General features: G+C 71.7%; 18 protein-coding genes. 10 read left to right on the top strand and 8 right to left on the bottom strand.

Annotation, left to right across the window (positions count from 1 at the left end; genetic code table 11):
* Nucleotide 1: 1 nt before the first annotated feature.
* On the top strand, nucleotides 2–883 hold the full coding sequence (gene sucD / locus COUCH_RS34675; protein ID WP_249609379.1) for a succinate--CoA ligase subunit alpha: 882 nt from the start codon (nucleotides 2–4) through the stop codon (nucleotides 881–883).
* Between the two features lie 212 nt (nucleotides 884–1095).
* Nucleotides 1096–2829, top strand: coding sequence for a cell division protein PerM (locus COUCH_RS34670; protein WP_249609378.1), 1734 nt, complete (start codon nucleotides 1096–1098; stop codon nucleotides 2827–2829).
* A 260-nt stretch (nucleotides 2830–3089) separates the two neighbouring features.
* On the opposite strand, the gene COUCH_RS34665 is transcribed toward COUCH_RS34670, so the two are convergent.
* Nucleotides 3090–3356 carry a DUF4190 domain-containing protein gene (locus COUCH_RS34665; RefSeq protein ID WP_249609377.1) on the bottom strand — a complete coding sequence of 89 codons (267 nt, stop codon included), beginning with the start codon at nucleotides 3354–3356 and terminating at the stop codon, nucleotides 3090–3092.
* Nucleotides 3357–3637: 281 nt separating this feature from the next.
* On the opposite strand from COUCH_RS34665, the gene purN reads away from it, so the two are divergent.
* The 4 genes from purN to mdh all read left to right on the top strand — a co-directional run bounded on the left by purN (nucleotide 3638) and on the right by mdh (nucleotide 7459).
* Nucleotides 3638–4255 carry a phosphoribosylglycinamide formyltransferase gene (purN, locus tag COUCH_RS34660; protein ID WP_249609376.1) on the top strand — a complete coding sequence of 206 codons (618 nt, stop codon included), beginning with the start codon at nucleotides 3638–3640 and terminating at the stop codon, nucleotides 4253–4255.
* Nucleotides 4252–5805 carry a bifunctional phosphoribosylaminoimidazolecarboxamide formyltransferase/IMP cyclohydrolase gene (purH, locus tag COUCH_RS34655; RefSeq protein WP_249609375.1) on the top strand — a complete coding sequence of 518 codons (1554 nt, stop codon included), beginning with the start codon at nucleotides 4252–4254 and terminating at the stop codon, nucleotides 5803–5805. The genes purN and purH overlap by 4 nt, the downstream gene beginning before the upstream one ends.
* Nucleotide 5806: 1 nt before the next feature.
* Nucleotides 5807–6406 (top strand): pentapeptide repeat-containing protein, encoded by a 600-nt coding sequence (locus COUCH_RS34650; RefSeq protein ID WP_249609374.1) that lies wholly within the window; start codon nucleotides 5807–5809, stop codon nucleotides 6404–6406.
* Nucleotides 6407–6508: 102 nt separating this feature from the next.
* The gene (gene mdh, locus COUCH_RS34645) at nucleotides 6509–7459 is read left to right on the top strand and encodes a malate dehydrogenase (protein ID WP_249609373.1); all 951 of its coding nucleotides are present in this window, start codon (nucleotides 6509–6511) and stop codon (nucleotides 7457–7459) included.
* 38 nt (nucleotides 7460–7497) lie between these two features.
* On the opposite strand, the gene COUCH_RS34640 is transcribed toward mdh, so the two are convergent.
* Together COUCH_RS34640 and COUCH_RS34635 are read right to left on the bottom strand one after the other, a co-directional pair.
* A complete protein-coding gene (locus COUCH_RS34640; RefSeq protein WP_249609372.1) occupies nucleotides 7498–7683 on the bottom strand; it encodes a hypothetical protein in 186 nt (61 codons plus the stop codon).
* 32 nt (nucleotides 7684–7715) lie between these two features.
* Nucleotides 7716–7961 (bottom strand): hypothetical protein, encoded by a 246-nt coding sequence (locus COUCH_RS34635; protein WP_249609371.1) that lies wholly within the window; start codon nucleotides 7959–7961, stop codon nucleotides 7716–7718.
* A 114-nt stretch (nucleotides 7962–8075) separates the two neighbouring features.
* Here COUCH_RS34635 and COUCH_RS34630 point away from each other — a divergent pair, with 114 nt between their 5' ends.
* Together COUCH_RS34630 and adhE are read left to right on the top strand one after the other, a co-directional pair.
* Nucleotides 8076–9293, top strand: coding sequence for an NADP-dependent isocitrate dehydrogenase (locus COUCH_RS34630; protein WP_249613903.1), 1218 nt, complete (start codon nucleotides 8076–8078; stop codon nucleotides 9291–9293).
* A gap of 220 nt (nucleotides 9294–9513) precedes the next feature.
* A complete protein-coding gene (adhE, locus tag COUCH_RS34625) occupies nucleotides 9514–12420 on the top strand; it encodes a bifunctional acetaldehyde-CoA/alcohol dehydrogenase (RefSeq protein ID WP_249609370.1) in 2907 nt (968 codons plus the stop codon).
* Nucleotides 12421–12700: 280 nt separating this feature from the next.
* On the opposite strand, the gene galT is transcribed toward adhE, so the two are convergent.
* The 4 genes from galT to COUCH_RS34605 form a co-directional block, all read right to left on the bottom strand.
* Nucleotides 12701–13792, bottom strand: a complete 1092-nt coding sequence (galT, locus tag COUCH_RS34620) for a galactose-1-phosphate uridylyltransferase (RefSeq protein WP_249609369.1) — start codon at nucleotides 13790–13792, stop codon at nucleotides 12701–12703.
* Nucleotides 13789–14565, bottom strand: a complete 777-nt coding sequence (locus tag COUCH_RS34615) for a DeoR/GlpR family DNA-binding transcription regulator (protein ID WP_249609368.1) — start codon at nucleotides 14563–14565, stop codon at nucleotides 13789–13791. The genes galT and COUCH_RS34615 overlap by 4 nt, the downstream gene beginning before the upstream one ends.
* Nucleotides 14566–14655: 90 nt before the next feature.
* Nucleotides 14656–15570 carry a glycosyltransferase family 2 protein gene (locus COUCH_RS34610; protein ID WP_249609367.1) on the bottom strand — a complete coding sequence of 305 codons (915 nt, stop codon included), beginning with the start codon at nucleotides 15568–15570 and terminating at the stop codon, nucleotides 14656–14658.
* A complete protein-coding gene (locus tag COUCH_RS34605; RefSeq protein ID WP_275980025.1) occupies nucleotides 15570–16520 on the bottom strand; it encodes a sulfotransferase family protein in 951 nt (316 codons plus the stop codon). The genes COUCH_RS34610 and COUCH_RS34605 overlap by 1 nt, the downstream gene beginning before the upstream one ends.
* Before the next feature lie 60 nt (nucleotides 16521–16580).
* Between COUCH_RS34605 and COUCH_RS34600 the strand changes: the two genes are divergently transcribed.
* Complete coding sequence (locus COUCH_RS34600) at nucleotides 16581–17360, top strand: WecB/TagA/CpsF family glycosyltransferase (RefSeq protein ID WP_249609365.1); 780 nt, start codon at nucleotides 16581–16583, stop codon at nucleotides 17358–17360.
* A 35-nt stretch (nucleotides 17361–17395) separates the two neighbouring features.
* Nucleotides 17396–17773, top strand: a complete 378-nt coding sequence (locus tag COUCH_RS34595; RefSeq protein WP_249609364.1) for a glyoxalase — start codon at nucleotides 17396–17398, stop codon at nucleotides 17771–17773.
* Here the strand turns inward: COUCH_RS34595 and COUCH_RS34590 are convergent.
* A complete protein-coding gene (locus tag COUCH_RS34590; RefSeq protein WP_249609363.1) occupies nucleotides 17760–18758 on the bottom strand; it encodes a glycoside hydrolase family 26 protein in 999 nt (332 codons plus the stop codon). The two genes, COUCH_RS34595 and COUCH_RS34590, sit on opposite strands and share 14 nt — an antisense overlap.
* Nucleotides 18759–18760 lie beyond the last annotated feature (2 nt).

The raw sequence follows: 18760 nt of genomic DNA, 5'->3' as shown, positions 1-18760 counted from the left end.
CATGGCTATCTGGCTCACCAAGGGCTCCAAGGTCATCGTCCAGGGCATGACCGGCTCCGAGGGTTCGAAGCACACCCGCCGCATGCTCGCCGCGGGCACCAACGTGGTCGGCGGCGTGAACCCGCGCAAGGCCGGCACGACGGTGGACTTCGACGGCACCTCGCTGCCGGTGTTCGCCTCCGTCGGCGAGGCCATGAAGGAGACCGGCGCGGACGTGTCGGTGATCTTCGTCCCGCCGGCGTTCACCAAGGCCGCCGTGCTCGAGGCCATCGACGCGGAGATCCCGCTCGCCGTGGTGATCACCGAGGGCGTACCGGTGCAGGACTCCGCGGCGTTCTGGGCGCACAACATCGCCCAGGGGCAGAAGACCCGCATCATCGGCCCGAACTGCCCCGGCATCGCGTCGCCCGGCGCGTCCAATGCGGGCATCATCCCGGCCGACATCACCCCGGCGGGCCGCATCGGCCTGGTGTCCAAGAGCGGCACGCTGACCTACCAGCTCATGTACGAGCTGCGCGACTTCGGCTTCTCGACGTGCGTGGGCATCGGCGGCGACCCGATCATCGGCACCACCCACATCGACGCGCTCAAGGCGTTCCAGGACGACCCGGAGACCGACGCGATCGTGATGATCGGTGAGATCGGCGGTGACGCCGAGGAGCGCGCGGCCGAGTTCATCAAGGCGAACGTGACCAAGCCGGTCATCGGCTACATCGCCGGCTTCACCGCGCCGCCCGGCAAGACCATGGGCCACGCGGGCGCGATCATCTCCGGCTCGGCCGGCACGGCGGACGCCAAGAAGGCGGCCCTCGAGGCCGCCGGCGTCAAGGTCGGCAAGACGCCGAGCGAGACCGCGCGCCTCATGCGCGAGGTCATGAGCTGATCTTGGTACGGCCACGCACGCGCCGCCGCACGGACCTGCCGGGTCCGCTCGGCGGCGCGTCGCCGTATCCGGTCGTTCCGGGACGCGGTGGCGCTGCGTCGGCGGCTCCGGCCGGCGGCGCGTCGTCGTGCGGGGCTGTTTCGACGCTGCGTGGCGGCGCGTCGCGGTTTTCGCGTCGCCGCAGGCCGCCCGGCGTGGAAAAGTAGTTGGCGATGCCGACCACACCCGACCGTCCCGACGGTCGACCCGCCGGCTCGGGGGACCCCGTCGAGGCCGCCGAGGCCACCGACGACGCTGCCCGCGGCCCGCGAACCGACCCCGGCGCGCCGTCGGGCCCGGCGAGTTCCGGCCCGGCGAGTTCCGGCCCGGCCCGTTCTGGGGCGGCCCGTTCCGGCCCGGCCAGTTCCGGGGCGTCGCGGTCCGGGGCCGCTGCGCCGCTGCGTGGGGACGACGCTGACGACGACGACTTCGCCATCGCCCGGGAGACCGTCTCGATCGGCGTCCGGCCCGCCACGCCCGGTCCTGCCGGCGGGGGCGGGACGGGCGGTCCTGCCGGCGGGGGTGGCTCGGCCAGGGACGGTTCGGCGTCCGCCGGTTCCGGGGCGGGGGGCGAGCACGCCACCGTCGGGATCGATCCGCGGAACCGGCCCACGGTCCGCGTCGACCCGCGTAATCACCAGACGGTCAAGCTTCCCGGTCAGCGCCGCCCCGCCGAGTACAGAAGCCGGCGGGCACCCCTCCCGGTCGCCGCGGCGTTCGCGACCTTGTGGGCCGCGCTGCTGTCGTACGTGCCCGTGGCGGCGGTCATCGGGCTCGCCCGCACACTCGAGGGGCAGGGCGGGCTCGGCGGCGCCGCCCATGCCGGGCTTGCCGGGTGGCTGCTCGGGCACGGCGTACCGATCGGCACGTCCATCGGCCCGCTCGGCCTCGCGCCGCTGCTGCTGACGCTGCTCGCCGGGTGGCGGCTCAACCGCGCCGGGCTGCACGTCACCCGTGCCATCGGGGCCCGGCGCAGCGGTTCGCCGCGGGCCGCGCTGCTGGTCGCGGCCACGATCGGGATCGCGTACGGAATCCTCGGCACGCTGGCGGCCCTCGTGGTCGACGGCCGCGGCACCGCGGTGAGCCCCGGCCGCGCCGCGCTCCACCTCTTCCTGGCCGGGCTGGTCTTCTCCCTCATCGGCTCCCTGCGCAGCACGGAAGCCCTCGTCGTCGTCGCCCGCCGCATGCCGCCGCCGCTGCGGCACGGCCTGCGTACCGGCGTCGTCGCGGCCCTGCTGATCCTCGCCGCCGGGGCCGCGTTCGCCGGCCTGTCGGTCGCGATCGGCGGGGGCCAGGCGGCCGACATGATCGGCGCGTACCGCACCGGGGTGGCGGGGCAGGCGGGCATCACCCTGGTCAGCCTGGCGTACGGGGCCAACGGCGTGGTGTGGGCGGCGGCGTACCTGCTCGGCCCGGGATTCCTGCTCGGCACCGACTCCGCCGTACGCCTGACCGAGCTGACCGTCGGCCCCCTGCCGACACTGCCGCTGCTGGCGGGCCTGCCCAACGGCCCGATGGGCGCGAGCGGCGCTGCCCTGCTCGCGGTACCGGTCCTCGCGGCGATGGCCGCGGGCTGGCTGCTGACCCGACGGCTGATGGGCGTCCATCACGTGGTGGACGGGCACCTGGTCGACGGCCGCCACCCGTCCCAGCCCGGCGAACCCGCCCCGGTGGAACCGGCCTGGCATCTGGTGCTCGCATCCGCAGCGATCGCCGGTCCGGTGGCGGGCCTGGTGCTGGGCATCCTGTCGTGGCTGTCAGGCGGGCCGCTGGGCAGCGGCAGGATGGCGGAGATCGGGCCGGTGCCGTGGCAGGTCGGTTTCATCGCGACGGTGGTGGTCGGGGTGTCGGCGTGCATCGGCGCGGCGGCGGGACGGGCGTTCCGGGCGCCGGTCCATCACAAGTAGGCCTGCGGCCAGTCGGTGCGTCGCGCCGCGTCGGGGTGGCGCGGGGTCACGCGCCGGCGGTTCCGCCGCGCTCGGTCGCGTCGCGCCGGGTTGCGGCGGGGGGCACGTCGCGCCGTTCTGCCGCGCCGGGTCGCGCTGAGCCGAGCTGCGCTGCGCCGCGTCGGGGTGGAGCGCGTCGGTTGGCTGCCGGGGGAGTGGGCTGAAATGGACGACGGGCGTCCCGGCCGGAGCCGGAACGCCCGTCGCGGGCCCTTGAGAGATCAGGGCGAGGTCAGGTTCGACAGCGCGCCGGTCGCGGCCAGGATGATGTTCACGATCAGGGCCAGCACGATGATGCCGAAGGTCACGTAGGCCAGGGTCGGCTGCTTGCCGACCTTGCGGGCCTCGAGCAGGCTCAGCACACCGAAGACGATGCCGAGCGGCCAGCAGCAGAACGCGAAGACGATGCCCAGGACACCCCAGAGCGTCGTCTTGTCGTTGCCCGCGGCGGGCGGCGGCTGCTGTCCGTAGTAGGGCGGTGGCGTCACGGGCGAATCCTCCAGATAATTCCGCGCTCAGGCGGGGGGTGTGCAATCCATGCGCACGCGGACCATCGCGTGAGCGGCCCGCAGCCTAACCGATGATCAGGTGTTTTCGCTGTCCACGTCACGAACCGTGTCTCCCGGCGCGGCCCCGATCGCGTGGCGGCGCGGTGCCGTCCTGGCCGTTTCCCGGCGTGGCTACGCCGCTTCGCGGCACAGCTCCGGCCGGGTGCGGCGGCGCTCGGCCCGAATTCGGCTGGGCCGGGGCGCGACGATAGGGTGCTCGGGTGACAGACCCCGCGCCCGCCCGCCTGGTCGTCCTCGTCTCCGGCTCCGGCAGCAACCTGCAGGCCCTGCTCGACGCCGCCGCGGATCCCGCGTACGGCGCGAAGGTCGTCGCCGTCGGGGCGGACCGGGACGGCATCGCCGGCCTCGACCGTGCCGCCGCCGCTGGAGTTCCCACGTTCGTGGACTCCGTCAAGGCGTACCCGACGCGTGACGACTGGGACGCCGCCCTGACCGCGCACGTCGCCGAGTACGAGCCGGACCTGGTCATCTCGGCCGGGTTCCTCAAGCTTGTCGGCAAGCAGTTCCTCGACGCGTTCGGCGACCGGTACGTCAACACGCACAACGCGCTGCTGCCGGCGTTCCCGGGCATCCACGGCCCGCGTGACGCCCTCGCGTACGGGGTGAAGATCGCCGGCGCGACGCTGTTCTTCGTCGATGCCGGCGTCGACACCGGACCCATCATCGCCCAGGTCAGCGTCCCCGTGCTCGACGACGACACGGAGGAGACGCTGACCGAGCGGATCAAGGAGGCCGAGCGCCGGCAGCTCGTCGAGCAGGTCGGCCGGCTGGTCCGCGAGGGCTGGACCATCACGGACAGGAAGGTCACCATCCCATGAGCGACGGTCGCCGCCCGATCAAGCGGGCGCTGCTGAGCGTGTACGACAAGTCGGGCCTCGTGGAGCTCGCCCAGGCCCTGCACGCCGCCGGGGTGCAGATCGTCTCGACCGGTTCCACCGCGTCGACCGTCGAGGGCGCCGGCGTGCCGGTGACCCGTGTCGAGGAGCTCACCGGCTTTCCGGAGTGCCTCGACGGCCGGGTGAAGACGCTGCACCCGAAGGTGCACGCGGGCCTGCTCGCCGACCTGCGGCTGCCGGCGCACGAGCAGCAGCTGGCCGAGCTGGAGGTCCAGCCGTTCGACCTGCTCGTCAGCAACCTGTACCCGTTCACGCAGACGGTCGCGTCGGGCGCGAGCGTGGACGAGTGTGTCGAGCAGATCGACATCGGCGGCCCCGCGATGGTCCGGGCGGCGGCGAAGAACCACCCCTCCGTCGCGGTGGTCACGTCCGTGTCGGCGTACCCGCTGGTCCTGGAGGCCGTGAAGGACGGCGGTTTCACGCTGACGCAGCGCAAGCTGCTCGCCGCTCGCGCCTTCGCCGACATCGCCGAGTACGACGTCGCCGTGGCCAACTGGTGTGCCACGACCCTCGCCGCGTCCGAGTGGCCGGAGTTCACCGGGCTGGCGCTCAAGCGGGAGAACGCGCTGCGCTACGGCGAGAACCCGCACCAGCAGGCCGCCCTTTACGTGGACCCGAACGCGCCGGCCGGTCTCGCTCAGGCGCAGCAGTTGCACGGCAAGGAGATGTCGTACAACAACTACGTCGACGCGGATGCCGCGTGGCGCAGCGCCAACGACTTCACCGACCCCTGCGTCGCGATCATCAAGCACGCCAACCCGTGCGGCATCGCGATCGGCGCGGACGTGGCCGAGGCGCACCGCAAGGCGCACGCGTGCGACCCCGTGTCGGCGTTCGGCGGGGTCATCGCGGTCAACCGGGAGGTGACGCTCGAGCTCGCTCAGCAGCTCGACGGCATCTTCACCGAGGTCATCGTCGCGCCGTCGTACGCACCGGACGCGCTGGCGGTCTTCCAGGAGAAGAAGAACCTGCGCGTGCTGGTCGCGCCGGCCTGGAACCCGCCGTCCGCCGAGGTGAAGCAGATCGGCGGCGGCGTGCTGGTGCAGGTGTCCGACCGGATCGACGCGGAGGGCGACGACCCGGCCAACTGGACGCTCGCCACCGGCCCGGCGGCCTCGCCGGAGGACCTGCGTGACCTGGCCTTCGCCTGGCGCGCTGTCCGCTCGGTGAAGAGCAACGCGATCCTGCTCGCCCACGACGGCGCCACGGTCGGCGTCGGCATGGGCCAGGTCAACCGCGTCGACTCGGCCCACCTGGCGGTCAACCGCGCCGGCGCGGACCGGGCGAAGGGCAGCGTGGCGGCCTCGGACGCGTTCTTCCCGTTCCCCGACGGCCTCGAGGTGCTGATCGCGGCCGGCGTGAAGGCCGTGGTCCAGCCCGGCGGTTCGATCCGGGACAACCTGGTGATCGAGGCGGCGGAGAAGGCGGGCCTGACCGTCTACCTCACCGGTACGCGGCACTTCTACCACTGACGTGTCCGACGTCGAGGTCGTCCGCAACGAGACCTTCTCCGGTAAGGACTGGGCGCTGGCGGAGGTGGAACGCGCGGTCTACGAGGACTGCGCGTTCCACGACGTCGACTGGTCGGAGGCGCGCCTGACCGGCTGCACGTTCCGGCACTGCGAGTTCGGCAACGTCCGCTTCAACGCCGCCGAGCTGACGACCTGCGCGATCATCCAGTCCCGCCTGCGCCGCTGCTCGTTCTTCGACGCGACGCTGACCGGCTGCAAGCTCACCGGCGCCCAGTTCCTCGACTGCTCGTTGCGGCCGCTGACGGTCGACGGCGGGGACTGGGGGTTCGTGTCGCTGCGCGGGCAGAACCTGACCGCAGCGAAGCTGGGCGGGCTGCGGCTGCGGGAGGCCGACTTCGAGGGCGCGAACCTCACCCGGGTCGATCTGCGCGGCGCGGACCTCTCCTACGCACGGCTGAAGGATGCGGTGCTCAAGGGTGCCGACCTGCGCGGCGCGGACCTCGACGGAGTGGCGTTGCGGGAGGTGGACCTCACCGGGGCGAAGATCGACATCTCGCAGGCCGGGCTGGTCGCGCAGGCCTACGGAGCGATCCTCGGCTGAACGCGAGTGGCCTATGTCCCGCCGGGCGGACCTGCCGGGTAATGCGCCGTTAACCGACTGATACGGTCCGGAAAAACCGTCCCGCGGACTGGGAGTGAGAGCATGGGCAAGAAGGTCACCGTCGTAGGCGCCGGTTTCTACGGGTCCACGACCGCACAGCGTCTGGCCGAGTACGACATCTTCGAGACCGTGGTGCTCACCGACATCGTCGAGGGCAAGCCGGAGGGCCTCGCGCTCGACCTCAACCAGTCGCGCCCGATCGAGGGCTTCGAGACCAAGATCGTCGGCGCCACGACCGGCCCGAACGGCGAGGGTTACGAGGCCATCGAGGGCTCCGACGTCGTCGTGATCACGGCCGGCCTGCCGCGCAAGCCCGGCATGAGCCGCATGGACCTGCTCGGCGTCAACGCCAAGATCGTCCGCCAGGTCGCCGAGAACGTCGCCAAGTACGCCCCCAACGCCGTCGTCATCGTCGTCTCGAACCCGCTCGACGAGATGACCGCGCTGGCCCAGATCGCCACGCAGTTCCCGAAGAACCGGGTGCTCGGCCAGGCCGGCATGCTCGACTCGGCCCGCTTCACGAACTTCGTCGCCGAGGAGCTCAAGGTCCCGGTCGGCGGCGTGAAGACGCTGACGCTGGGCTCGCACGGCGACACGATGGTGCCGGTGCCGTCGAAGTCCACGGTCAACGGCAAGCCGCTCACCGACCTGCTGCCGGCCGACAAGGTCGAGGAGCTGGTTACCCGTACCCGTAACGGTGGTGCCGAGGTCGTCGCGCTGCTGAAGACCGGCTCGGCGTACTACGCCCCGTCGGCTGCCGCGGCTCGCATGGCGCGGGCCGTCGCCGAGGACTCCGGCGCGGTCATGCCGGTGTGCGCCTGGGTCGACGGCGAGTACGGCATCTCGGGCGTCTACCTGGGCGTCGAGGCCGAGATCGGCGCGACCGGCGTGCGCCGCGTCGTGGAGACCGAGCTCACCGACTCCGAGCTGGCGGGCCTCAAGGAGGCCGCCGAGGCGGTCCGCGCCAAGCAGGCCGACGTCGCCGACCTCTGACAGATCGCGATGAGGGCCGGGCCGTTTCGGCTCGGCCTTCAATCTTTTCCCGTACGCCCCCACACCGTTGACAGATGCGACACCGCCGGCAAGGAGCCACGGGAGGCGGCCTGCTCCAGCGCCGCGATCCGTGACCGCCGCGCCGACTCCGGATCCATGTCATGGCCGTACGTCAGCTCGGGCCGGACGAGCTGCACGGCGTGGACCAGCAGATCCCCGGTCACGAGGCGCGGGGGAGTGCCCGCGCCGGCTTTCGTCAGCTGTGCGCGACGCCCAGGCCGAGCAGGATCAGCCCGGTGGCGGCTGCGAGGGTCGCCACGGTCGAGGTGGCCGAGCGCTCCGACGTCGTCTCGCGCAGCACGAGCGCCGCGACCGGCACGACAGCGGCCGCCACCAGCCACAGGGCGTTCACGGTGACGGCCAGCACGAGGGCGGCGAGAACCACCGTGACCAGGATCGGGCTGGTCCGGCGGGGCGGGGGCGAGGGCTGCGCGCTGGACATCGTCAGAAAGCGTAGAACCCTCGCGCCACGTGAGGCCCGGCGACGATCTTCAACCGGCAGGCAGTACGCTCGTACTGCTAAGCATGTGTCCCGGGAGAGGAGCGCCGGCCGATGGTGGCGAAAATCAAGGTCAACAACCCGGTCGTGGAGCTCGACGGCGACGAGATGACGCGGATCATCTGGAAGCAGATCCGTGAGCAGCTGATCCTGCCCTACCTCGACGTCAACCTCGAGTACTACGACCTGTCGATCCAGTACCGCGACGAGACCGACGACCAGGTGACCATCGACGCGGCCAACGCCATCAAGCGCCACGGCGTGGGCGTCAAGTGCGCGACGATCACCCCGGACGAGGCCCGCGTCGAGGAGTTCGGGCTGAAGAAGATGTGGCGGTCGCCCAACGGCACCATCCGCAACATCCTCGGCGGCGTCGTCTTCCGCGAGCCGATCATCATGTCGAACGTCCCGCGGCTGGTGCCGGGCTGGACCAAGCCGATCATCATCGGCCGGCACGCCCACGGTGACCAGTACAAGGCCACCGACTTCGTGGCGCCCGGCCCCGGCAAGCTGACGCTGACCTTCACCCCGGAGGACGGCTCGCAGCCCATGGAGTTCCTGGTCACGGACTTCCCGGCCGGCGGCGTCGCGATGGGCATGTACAACTACGACGAGTCGATCCGCGACTTCGCGCGCGCCTCGTTCCGGTACGGCCTCGCGCGCAACTACCCGGTCTACCTGTCGACCAAGAACACGATCCTCAAGGCGTACGACGGGCGCTTCAAGGACCTGTTCGCGGAGATCTTCGAGACCGAGTTCGCCGAGGACTTCAAGAAGGCCGGCCTCACGTACGAGCACCGCCTCATCGACGACATGGTCGCCGCGGCGCTGAAGTGGGAGGGCGGGTACGTCTGGGCCTGCAAGAACTACGACGGTGACGTGCAGTCCGACACCGTGGCGCAGGGCTTCGGCTCGCTCGGCCTGATGACGTCGGTGCTGATGACCCCGGACGGCAACACGGTCGAGGCCGAGGCGGCGCACGGCACGGTCACCCGGCACTACCGGCAGTGGCAGAAGGGTGAGAAGACGTCGACCAACCCGATCGCGTCGATCTTCGCCTGGACCGGCGGCCTCAAGCACCGCGGCAAGCTGGACGGGACCCCGGAGGTCACCCAGTTCGCGGAGACGCTCGAGCGGGTCTGCATCGAGACGGTCGAGGGCGGCCAGATGACCAAGGACCTGGCGCTGCTGATCAGCCGGGACGCGCCGTGGCTGACCACGGACGAGTTCATGAACGCGCTGGACGAGAACCTGGCGCGGAAGCTCGCCGCCTGATCCGCAGCTCTGACGAAAGCCCGCCGGCACCTGCGCCGGCGGGCTTTCGCGCGTCCGGGGATCGACTGATCCGTTCCGGGGCCGGCCGTCCGGAGGGCCGGATCGACCCGGGACCTTCGACCCGGATGGTCGTGCCCTTGCGCCGCATCGCCGTACGGGCCCGCGCGACGAGGATGATCTCGGCGGAACGGGCCGCCCAGCCGATCACGAGGGGCCGACGATGAGCCACAGGAATGCCACACGAGTCCCGGCACCGGAGGCGCCGGCTGCAGCCGCCACGCCGGCCGCGCTCGCTGAGCCGGGCACTGCGGCCAAGCAGACCAAGCACGCCAAGCAGACCGGGCACGCCAAGCAGGCCGGGCACGCCAAGCAGGCCGGGCACGCCGGGCACGCTGAGCAGGCCGTGTACGTCGAGCAGGCCGCGCCCGCTGAGCAGGTCGCCGCCGCTGAGTCGGCCGCCGCCGCCGAGCCGGCAGCGCCCAGCGAGGCAGCCGCCGGAGAGGCGCAGTCGCCGCCGGCCGTGGAGGCCGGGCCGACGCCCGTGGACCAGGCCGTGGATGCCCTGGTCACCGCGGCGGAGAAGGCGCTCGCAGACTACGCCTCGTACACGCAGGAGCAGATCGACCACATCGTCGCGAAGGCTTCCGTTGCCGCCCTGCACCAGCACGGCGAGCTGGCCCGGCTGGCCGTCGAGGAGACCGGGCGGGGCGTCTTCGAGGACAAGGCCGTCAAGAACATGTTCGCCGCCGAGCATGTCACCCACCACATGGCGGGGCTCAAGACTGTCGGTGTCATCGCGCGGCACGAGATCGAGGGGATCGTGGAGATCGCCGACCCGGTCGGGGTCGTGTGCGGTCTCACTCCCGTGACGAACCCGACCGCCACCGTGATCTTCAAGGCGCTGCTGGCGCTCAAGACCCGCAACCCGATCGTCTTCGCCTTCCACCCGAACGCGCAGCGCTGCAGTGCCGCCGCCGCCCGGGTGGTCCGCGACGCCGCGATCGCCGCCGGCGCCCCGGAGCACTGCGTCGGCTGGATCGACGAGCCGTCGCTCGAGGCGACCCGGGCGCTCATGCACCACGACGGGGTCTCCACGATTCTCGCGACCGGCGGCAACGCCATGGTGCGGGCCGCGTACTCCGCCGGTAAGCCCGCGCTGGGCGTCGGTGCCGGCAACGTGCCGGCGTACGTGCACTCGACCGCGGACGTCGGGCGGGCCGTCAACGACATCGTGCTGTCGAAGACGTTCGACAACGGCATGATCTGCGCCTCCGAGCAGGCCGTGATCCTCGACGAGCAGATCGCCGCCGAGGCGCTGGCCGAGTTCCGGCGGCTGCACGCGTACGTGGCGAGTGCCGAGGAGAAGGCGCTGCTGGAACGGTACGTGTTCCCGCCGGAGAAGAACGGCGGCCTCAACAGCGCCGTCGTCGGGCAGTCGGCGGCGTGGATCGCCGAGCGGGCCGGTTTCGCCGTACCCGAGGACACCTCCCTCATCCTGGCCGAGGTCACCGCCGTCGGGCCCGCCGAGCCGCTCAGCCGCGAGAAGCTGTGCCCGGTCCTGGCGCTGCTCCGGGCCGACAGCGACGAGCAGGGCATCCGGTACGCCGAGCAGATGGTCGCGTTCAACGGCCTGGGCCACAGCGCGGTCATCCACGCCAAGGACAACGGCCTGGTCGAGGAGTTCGGCTCCCGGGTCAAGGCCGTACGCGTGATCTGGAACGCCCCTGCCTCGCAGGGCGGCATCGGCGACATCTACAACGCGTTCGTGCCCTCGCTGACCCTGGGGTGCGGCAGCTACGGGCGTACCTCGGTGTCGGACAACGTCTCGGCCGTGAACCTGCTGAACATCAAGCGGATCGGCCGGCGCACCAACAACCTGCAGTGGTTCAAGGTGCCGTCGAAGACGTTCTTCGAGCCGCACGCGATCCGCTACCTGCGCGACATGCCGGGCGTGGAGCGGGTGACCATCGTGACCGACCCGACGATGACGCGTCTGGGCTATGTGGACCGCATCCAGCAGGTGCTGCGCCAGCGCGGTGGCGGCGTTACCGTTCAGGTCATCGACGACGTCGAGCCGGAGCCCAGCATCGACACGGTGCAGCGCGGCGCCGCGGTGATGCGCTCGTTCCGGCCGGACACCATCATCGCGCTGGGCGGCGGGTCGCCGATCGACGCCGCGAAGGTGATGTGGCTGCTGTACGAGCACCCGGACGTGGTCTTCGCCGACATGCGCGAGAAGTTCGTCGACGTGCGCAAGCGCGCCTTCCGCTTCCCGACGCTCGGCAAGCTCGCCCAGCTGGTGTGCGTGCCGACGACCTCGGGCACCGGCGCGGAGGTGACCCCGTTCGCGGTGATCACCGACACCGCCACGGGCCAGAAGTACCCGCTCGCGGACTACGCGCTCACCCCGACCGTGGCGATCGTCGACCCGGAGCTGGCCGCCGCGCTACCGCCCGCGGTGACCGCGGACAGCGGCTTCGACGCGCTCACGCACGCGACCGAGGCGTACGTGTCGGTCTACGCGAACGACTACACCGACGGCCTCGCCCTGCACGCCATCAAGCTGATCTTCGGCAACCTGGAGCGCGCGACCGTGGCGGGCGCGGCCGACCCGGCGGGCCGGGAGAAGATGCACAACGCGGCCACCATCGCCGGCATGGCGTTCGGCAACGCGTTCCTGGGCATCGTGCACGCCATGGCGCACACGCTGGGGGCGACGTTCCACATCGCCCACGGGCGTACCAACGCGGTGCTGCTGCCGCATGTGATCCGGCACAACGGCAAGGTTCCGGCGAAGCTGACCGGCTGGCCGAAGTACGAGCGGTACGTGGCGCCGGAGCGGTTCCAGGACATCGCCCGGATGCTCGGCCTGCCCGCGGAGACCCCGGAGCAGGGCGTGGAGTCGTACGCGGCGGCGGTGGAGCGGCTGCGTACGGCCGTCGGCATCCCGCCGTCCTTCCAGGCGATCGGCATCCCCGAGCGGGAGTTCGTGGACGCCCTTCCGCAGCAGGCCATGAACGCCTACCTGGACCAGTGCGCGCCGGCGAACCCGAGGATGCCGATGCTCGCCGACCTGCAGCGCCTCATGCGCGACGCCTACTTCGGGACCGGTGTCGACGAAAAGTAAGAATGCATCATTAGGGATGTTTAGGATGCGTAACCGAGGGGTAGGCCGTTCGTTTCTTCAGACAGAACGGATGACGGTCCGCCGCTTGACGGAGGTCGCCCGCCGATCTGGCCGCCTTGTCCCGGGCGCCGATCGGTTCTCCGCAAGCGGTGCCGACCAGTAGGTGTGCACGCCTGCCGTCCCTTCCCTGCGGGGGGCCTTGTCCCGGGCCCCCCGCCCCCTTCTTTCCGCCTGAAGAAACCCGTCAGGGCCGGCGGCCGCGAAGAGCGAGGAAGGTCGGTCAGATCGCGTCGCGCAGCAGCTGAGCCGCCTTCTCCGGCACGATGTCGTTGATGAACGCGCCCATCGCGGACTCCGACCCGGCCAGGAACTTCAGCTTGTCCGCCGCCCGCCGGATGCTGAACAGCTGCAGGTGCAGGTAGCCCAGCTCGCGCCCCTCCCCGGTGACCGCCTGGTGCCAGGCCGCGATGTACGGCATCGGCTTGTCGAACAGCGCGTCGAAGCGCTTCAAGATGTCCAGGTACAGCGGCGCGAACGCGTCACGTTCCGCGTCCGTGAGCGCCGGGATGTCCAGGACGTGGCGGTTGGGTGCCAGCTGCACCTCGAACGGCCAGCGCGCCGCGGCCGGCACGTACGCGGTCCAGTGCTCGTTGGCGCCGACCACCCGGACCCCGGCCTGCTGCTCGGCGGCGAGGACGTCCGCGTACAGGTTGCGGCCGCCGGTGCGGTCGGCGTGGTGCCGCGCGGCGGTCAGCATCGCCGTCGTGCGGGGCGGCACCATCGGGTACGCGTAGATCTGGCCGTGCGGGTGGCTCAGCGTCACGCCGATCTCGATGCCGCGGTTCTCGAACGGGAAGACCTGCGCGACGCCCGGAAGCGCGGACATCTCGCGGGTGCGGTCGGCGAGCGCGTCGATGACCGTACGGACCCGCGCGGGCGAGAGGGCGCCGAAGGAGCTGTTGTGGTCGCTGGTGAAGCAGACGACCTCCGCGCGCCCGACGCCGGGGCGTACCGGAACCATGTCGGTCAGCTCGGTGATCTCGCCGGGCTTGACCCGGTCGCTGAACGACGGGAACTGGTTCTCGAACACGACGACGTCGTAGTCCGGTGCCGGGATCTCGCTGGCGAAGTCCGGTGTGGACGGGCAGAGCGGGCACTTGTCGGTGGGCGGCAGGAACGTGCGGGTCTGGCGGTGCGCCGCGACCGCGACCCACTCGTCGACCAGCGGGTCGTAGCGCAGCTGCGAGGTCGGCGGCGGGGGCGGCAGGTGCCGGGTGTCCGGCCACTTCGTCCGGTCCACGCCCGTCGACTCGTCGAAGTAGATCAGCTCGCGGCCGTCCGACAGCCTGATCGCCGTGCGCTGCTCGATCACTGAGCGCTCACCACCATGAGTTCGTTCACCTGTTCCGCGAGGATCGTGCGTGCGCTCTCGTCGAGCTGGTCGTCGGTGATCACCACGTCGGCGCGGTCCAGCGGCACGATGGAGGAGATGCCGACGGTGCCCCACTTGGTGTGGTCGGCGAGCACGACGAGCCGCTCCGCCGCCTCCACCAGGGCCCGGTTGACGTCCGCCTCCATGAGGTTCGGCGTCGTGTAGCCGGCGCGCTCGCTCATGCCGTGGACGCCGAGGAAGAGCATGTCGAGGTGCAGCGTGCCGATCGCGGCGACCGCGACCGGGCCGACGAGCGCGTCCGAGGGCGTACGCGTGCCGCCGGTGAGCACCACCGTCTGGTCCGGCCGCCCGGCGCGGTAGAAGATGTCCGCCACCGGGATCGAGTTGGTGACCACGGTCAGCGCCGGCACGTCGACGAGGCGCTGGGCGAGCCCCGCGGTCGTGGTGCCGGCCGAGAGCGCGATCGCGTCGCCGGGGGACACCAGCGCCGCCGCGCGCATCGCCATGGCCGCCTTCTCGGTGCGCTGGCGCACCGACTTGGCCGCGAAGCCCGGCTCGTGCGTCGAACCGGGGCTCACCGTGGTCGCGCCGCCGTGTACTTTCGCCAGCAGGCCCCGGTCCGCGAGGGACTCGAGGTCGCGGCGGATGGTCATGTCGGACACGCCGTATTCGGCGGCCAGCTCGCTGACCCGGACGCCGCCGGCCGCCCGTACCCGATCGAGGATCGCCGCCTGGCGCTGCTGGGCCAGCATCAGAGACCCGCCGCCGTCGGCCGTGTGAACCGCACTATTTCGAACACGTGCGAACACTACCCGCCGATCGGGTGTGCGCAAAAGAGTGTGTTAGATACCTCGGCCGCGTTTGTGCAGGGCGGAGAGCACATTCTCGACCTTCACCGCGCCGGTCATGGCCGCGAGCGCGATCGCCGTACGCGGTTCCTTCCAGTTCGCGCGCACCGCCTCCTTGCTGAACTGCCAGGCCTGCGACCGGTTGCCGGTGGCCGCGGACCAGCAGGCGAGCTGCCCGTACACACGCGCCGCGCCGGGCCGGCAGCCGCTGATCTCGGGATGACGTTGCATCATCCAGCGCAGCGAGGAGATCTTCGTGGCGTATTCGTACGCATAGTGCGAGGTCCGGCCCCACAGCACCCGGACCAGCGGCTCGTCGAGGTGCACGATCGGCGCCCGCCGGGCCGCCCGCAGCAGCAGGTCCCAGTCCTCGTTCTGGCTGCCGGGCGCGTCCTCGGCCACCAGCCCGATGGCGTCCTCGTGCAGGGCCTCCCGGCGGACCAGGAACGACGAGGAGTGCAGCATCGCCATCCGGGAGCGGGCCAGCTCGTCGACCGTGACCCGGCTGCGCCCGGCCAGCCGCGGCGTGGACTTGCCCTCGTACTCCACCTCGATCGCACAGGTGGCGAACTCGGCGTCCGGCTCGGCCACCAGCGCGGCGACCTGACGGCGGAGCTTGTCGGGGCCCCAGCGGTCGTCGTCGTCGCAGAACGCCACGAGCTCGGTGTCCAGCGACAGGATGCCGGTGTTGCGGGCGCCGGCCAGCCCGGAGGTACGCCAGTTGGTCAGCACGAGCACCTGCGTGCCCTCGGTGGAGGCGAGCAGGTAGTCGGGCTCGGTCTGGTCGTACACGACGACGACCTTGACCTCGCCGGGGTAGCGCTGGCCGCGTACCGAGGCGATCGCCTTGCGGACCAGCTCGGGTCGGTTGCGGGTGGGGATCACGACGCCGACGGACGGCCAGTTCATCACGCCTCCTGGGGTGCTTCTGCGGGGTTGAGCGGGTAGCCGTACGCGCGCAGCATCGGCGCGCACACCGCACCGACGAGCCGCCGCTGGTTGCTGGGGAGCGAGCGCACCCAGGCGTCGTCGCGGCGCAACGGCAGCCGGCCGACCGTGAACCGCATGGGGTTGCCCGCGGCGCTGTGGCCCACGCCGAGGTCCGCGTACCCGTCGCCGAGGAAGCCGAGGTCGCCCTCGCCGGCCGGGACGCCCGCGTAGTCGGCGAGCTCGCGCAGGGCGGCGCGCGGGTCGGTGAGGAACTGCTCGTAGCGGATCCGGCGTACCGGCACGCCGCGGCGGGCGAGCAGGCCGAACGCCGCGTTGTGCGCGTTCCACAGCAGGGCCGAGCGGCCGGGGGAGTAGCGGGTCATCTCGTCGCTGCCGTCGGTCTCCGGCCGGGAGATGGTCTTGGTCCAGGAGTACGCGACCCCGCGGGCGTCCCGGACGACGTGCACCACGCGCAGGTCCACGTCCTCCGCCCAGCGCAGGACGTGGGCGAGCGCGCTGTGCTTGGACGAGTCGACGACCACCTCGGCGCCGGAGACCTCGGCGGCTGCGGCGTACACGCGGGCGTAGAAGCCGGCGTACTCGCGGACGTCGGCGAGCTGGGCCGGGGGCAGGTTCGCGGCGGCGAGGCGGGGGATGAAGCGGGTGCGCTCGACGGCGTTGCGCAGGGTGTGGACGCGGTCGACGTCGACGTTGTGCCAGCCGCCGTACGCCTGCTCGCCGACCCGCCGCCAGAACGTGCAGGCCGCGAACCGTGCGCCACAGCCGCACCGCTCGTTGTCCCGGATGTCGCGCTGCCAGAGGTGGACGATCTCGCCGAGCGCGCACACCGAGGGCAGCTGACCGAGCAGGCGCTCCACGAGGGTCGTCCCGCTTCGCCCTAATCCGCCCAGATATACAACGCGTGCCACTTCTGCCCACCTTCGCTCGTTTCGCTCCTATAACGAGCGAACGAGCTGGAAGGAGGCGCGATGTCCATCGAGGCTTTCGACCGCGTCCACCTCGACGGGACCGGGTTCGACCCGATCACCGAGGGGGAGGTGGTCGCGCTGGTCCGCGAGGCGGTCGCGGCCGGGCGCGGGGGCCGGATCCTCACCCCGAACATCGACATCATGCGGCAGGCGCAGGGCGACCCGGAGGTGCGCGCGTACCTGGCGGACGCGGACCTGATCGTCGCCGACGGCATGCCGCTGGTCTGGGCCAGCCGGCTGAGCGGCACCCCGCTGCCCGAGCGGGTCGCCGGGAGCAGCCTGGTCTGGTCGCTGTCGCGCGGGCTCGGCCACGACGGCCGGTCGGTCTTCGTGATCGGGGGTACGCCGGCCGCCGACGGCGTGACGGACGGTGCGACCCGCGCCGCGGACCGGCTCGCCGCCGAGTGCGACGGGCTGCGCATCGCCGGCACGCTGTGCCCCGGGTTCGGCTTCGAGCGGGACGAGGCGGCGTACGCGGACTTCTGCGCCAAGGTGGCCGGCGCCGAGCCGGACATGGTCTTCGTCGGGCTGGGTTTCCCCAAGCAGGAAGCCGTCATCACGCGGCTGCGCGCGCTCATGCCGCGGGCCTGGTTCATCGGCTGCGGGGCGGCGGTCAACTTCGTGGCCGGGGACGTGGACCGGGCGCCGCGGTGGATGCAGCGGACCGGCCTCGAGTGGGCGCACCGGCTCGGCACGGAACCGCGGCGGCTCGCTGGGCGGTACCTCAAGCACGACGCCCCGTACGCGCTGCGGCTGCTCGCCCAGGCCCGCCGTCGCTAACAAGACGGACGTACGGTTTGGGTTAGGCTGACGGCATGGCTTTCGCATTCGAGCGTCTTCACCATGTCCTGCTGGCCATCCCGCCCGGTGGCGAGGACGCCGCCCGCGCCTTCTACGGCGGCGTCCTCGGCATGACCGAGCTGGCGAAGCCCGAGTCGCTGCGGCAGCGCGGCGGCTGCTGGTTCCGCGGCGGCGGCTGGGAGGTGCACCTGGGCGTCGAGAAGGACTTCGTGGCCGCGCGCAAGGCGCACCCGGGTGTCCTCGTCGCCGACCTCGACGCCCTGGCCGCCGCGCTGGGCGAGGCGGGGCGGCCGGTGGACTGGGATCCGGACTTCCCGGGCCACCGGCGCCTCTACTCCTGCGACGACCACGGAAACCGGCTCGAATTCCTGGAGCCGGTCACTGCGGGTTGAAGTACGGGTCCTTCGTCAGCCGGGTGAACGCCTTGAACGCCGGCCGGTCCCCGGCGAGCTGGAACTGCTGCTTGGGCCCGTTGCCGTCCGGGTCGGACTCGAAGTAGACGACCGCCTTGATCTGCGGGTTCGCCTTGAACGTGCGCTGCGCGTCCTGCAGCCACGCCGCCCGGCCGGCCGAGCCCCACGCCTTGGCCACGCCGAACTCGCCGATGATGACGGGCTTCGGCCGCTGCGCCGCCCACTGCAGGAACGGGCCCATCAGCTGCCCGATCGGCTGGAACAGGTTGCCGGCGTACACGTCGACGCAGGTCCAGTCCACCTGGTCGTCGCCGGGGTAGAACGCCGGGGCGTCGCCGCGGATGAACCCCTCCGCGGTGGGACACCACACCCACGACACGTTCTTCACCCGCTCCTGGGCGAAGATGCCGCGGATGTGCTTGTACGCGGCGATGTAGTCCTCGCCGGACCACATCGTCGCCCGCAGGTTCGGCCGGTCCATCTCCCAGCGGATGCGCAGCAGCAGCGGCTTCTTCACCTTGCGGATCGCCTTGGCCTGCTTGCGGATCAGCCGGTCGTGCTCGCCCGCGGTGATCGACCGGTTGTCGCCCGTCGCCCAGCTCACCATCAGCGTCGCGCCCTGGTCCAGCAGCTCGTTGTCGGACTCGGTGCCGACCATCTGCTCGAAGCGGCGGTACGTGTTGACGATGTCCAGCGGCCGGCCGAGGTCCTTCTCGAGCCCGTCGACCGCCTCCAGGCGGCCCACGTGGGTCAGCTCGTCGGGCTTGATCCACGCTCCGACGTAGGCGCCCGCCGGCGGCGGCTCGACCGGGCCCGCCTCGAAGGGTCCCGTATTCACCGCGACGGCAGCCGGCGGGCTGGTCAGGTCGGGTGACGGCGTCGGCTCGGGCTCGGCCCGCCGGTGCGAGGTGCAGCCGGCGAGCACGAGCGCGACGACGCCCAGCAGGGCGACAGGGCGGCGCACGG

This window comes from Couchioplanes caeruleus, from assembly GCF_023499255.1.
GTDB lineage: Bacteria > Actinomycetota > Actinomycetes > Mycobacteriales > Micromonosporaceae > Actinoplanes > Actinoplanes caeruleus_A.
The sequence above is the reverse complement of the archived record's forward strand: the minus strand, read 5'-3'. Positions and strand labels throughout refer to the sequence as shown.

Excerpts from the sequence above, each read along its gene's own strand:
- COUCH_RS34670 (WP_249609378.1), top strand. The coding sequence starts at position 1,096 with ATGCCGACCACACCCGACCGTCCCGACGGTCGACCCGCCGGCTCGGGG.
- adhE (WP_249609370.1), top strand. The coding sequence starts at position 9,514 with ATGAGCCACAGGAATGCCACACGAGTCCCGGCACCGGAGGCGCCGGCT.
- COUCH_RS34610 (WP_249609367.1), bottom strand. The coding sequence starts at position 15,570 with ATGAACTGGCCGTCCGTCGGCGTCGTGATCCCCACCCGCAACCGACCC.
- COUCH_RS34600 (WP_249609365.1), top strand. The coding sequence starts at position 16,581 with ATGTCCATCGAGGCTTTCGACCGCGTCCACCTCGACGGGACCGGGTTC.
- COUCH_RS34595 (WP_249609364.1), top strand. The coding sequence starts at position 17,396 with ATGGCTTTCGCATTCGAGCGTCTTCACCATGTCCTGCTGGCCATCCCG.
- COUCH_RS34615 (WP_249609368.1), bottom strand. The coding sequence starts at position 14,565 with ATGCTGGCCCAGCAGCGCCAGGCGGCGATCCTCGATCGGGTACGGGCG.
- sucD (WP_249609379.1), top strand. The coding sequence starts at position 2 with ATGGCTATCTGGCTCACCAAGGGCTCCAAGGTCATCGTCCAGGGCATG.
- mdh (WP_249609373.1), top strand. The coding sequence starts at position 6,509 with ATGGGCAAGAAGGTCACCGTCGTAGGCGCCGGTTTCTACGGGTCCACG.
- purH (WP_249609375.1), top strand. The coding sequence starts at position 4,252 with ATGAGCGACGGTCGCCGCCCGATCAAGCGGGCGCTGCTGAGCGTGTAC.
- COUCH_RS34635 (WP_249609371.1), bottom strand. The coding sequence starts at position 7,961 with ATGTCCAGCGCGCAGCCCTCGCCCCCGCCCCGCCGGACCAGCCCGATC.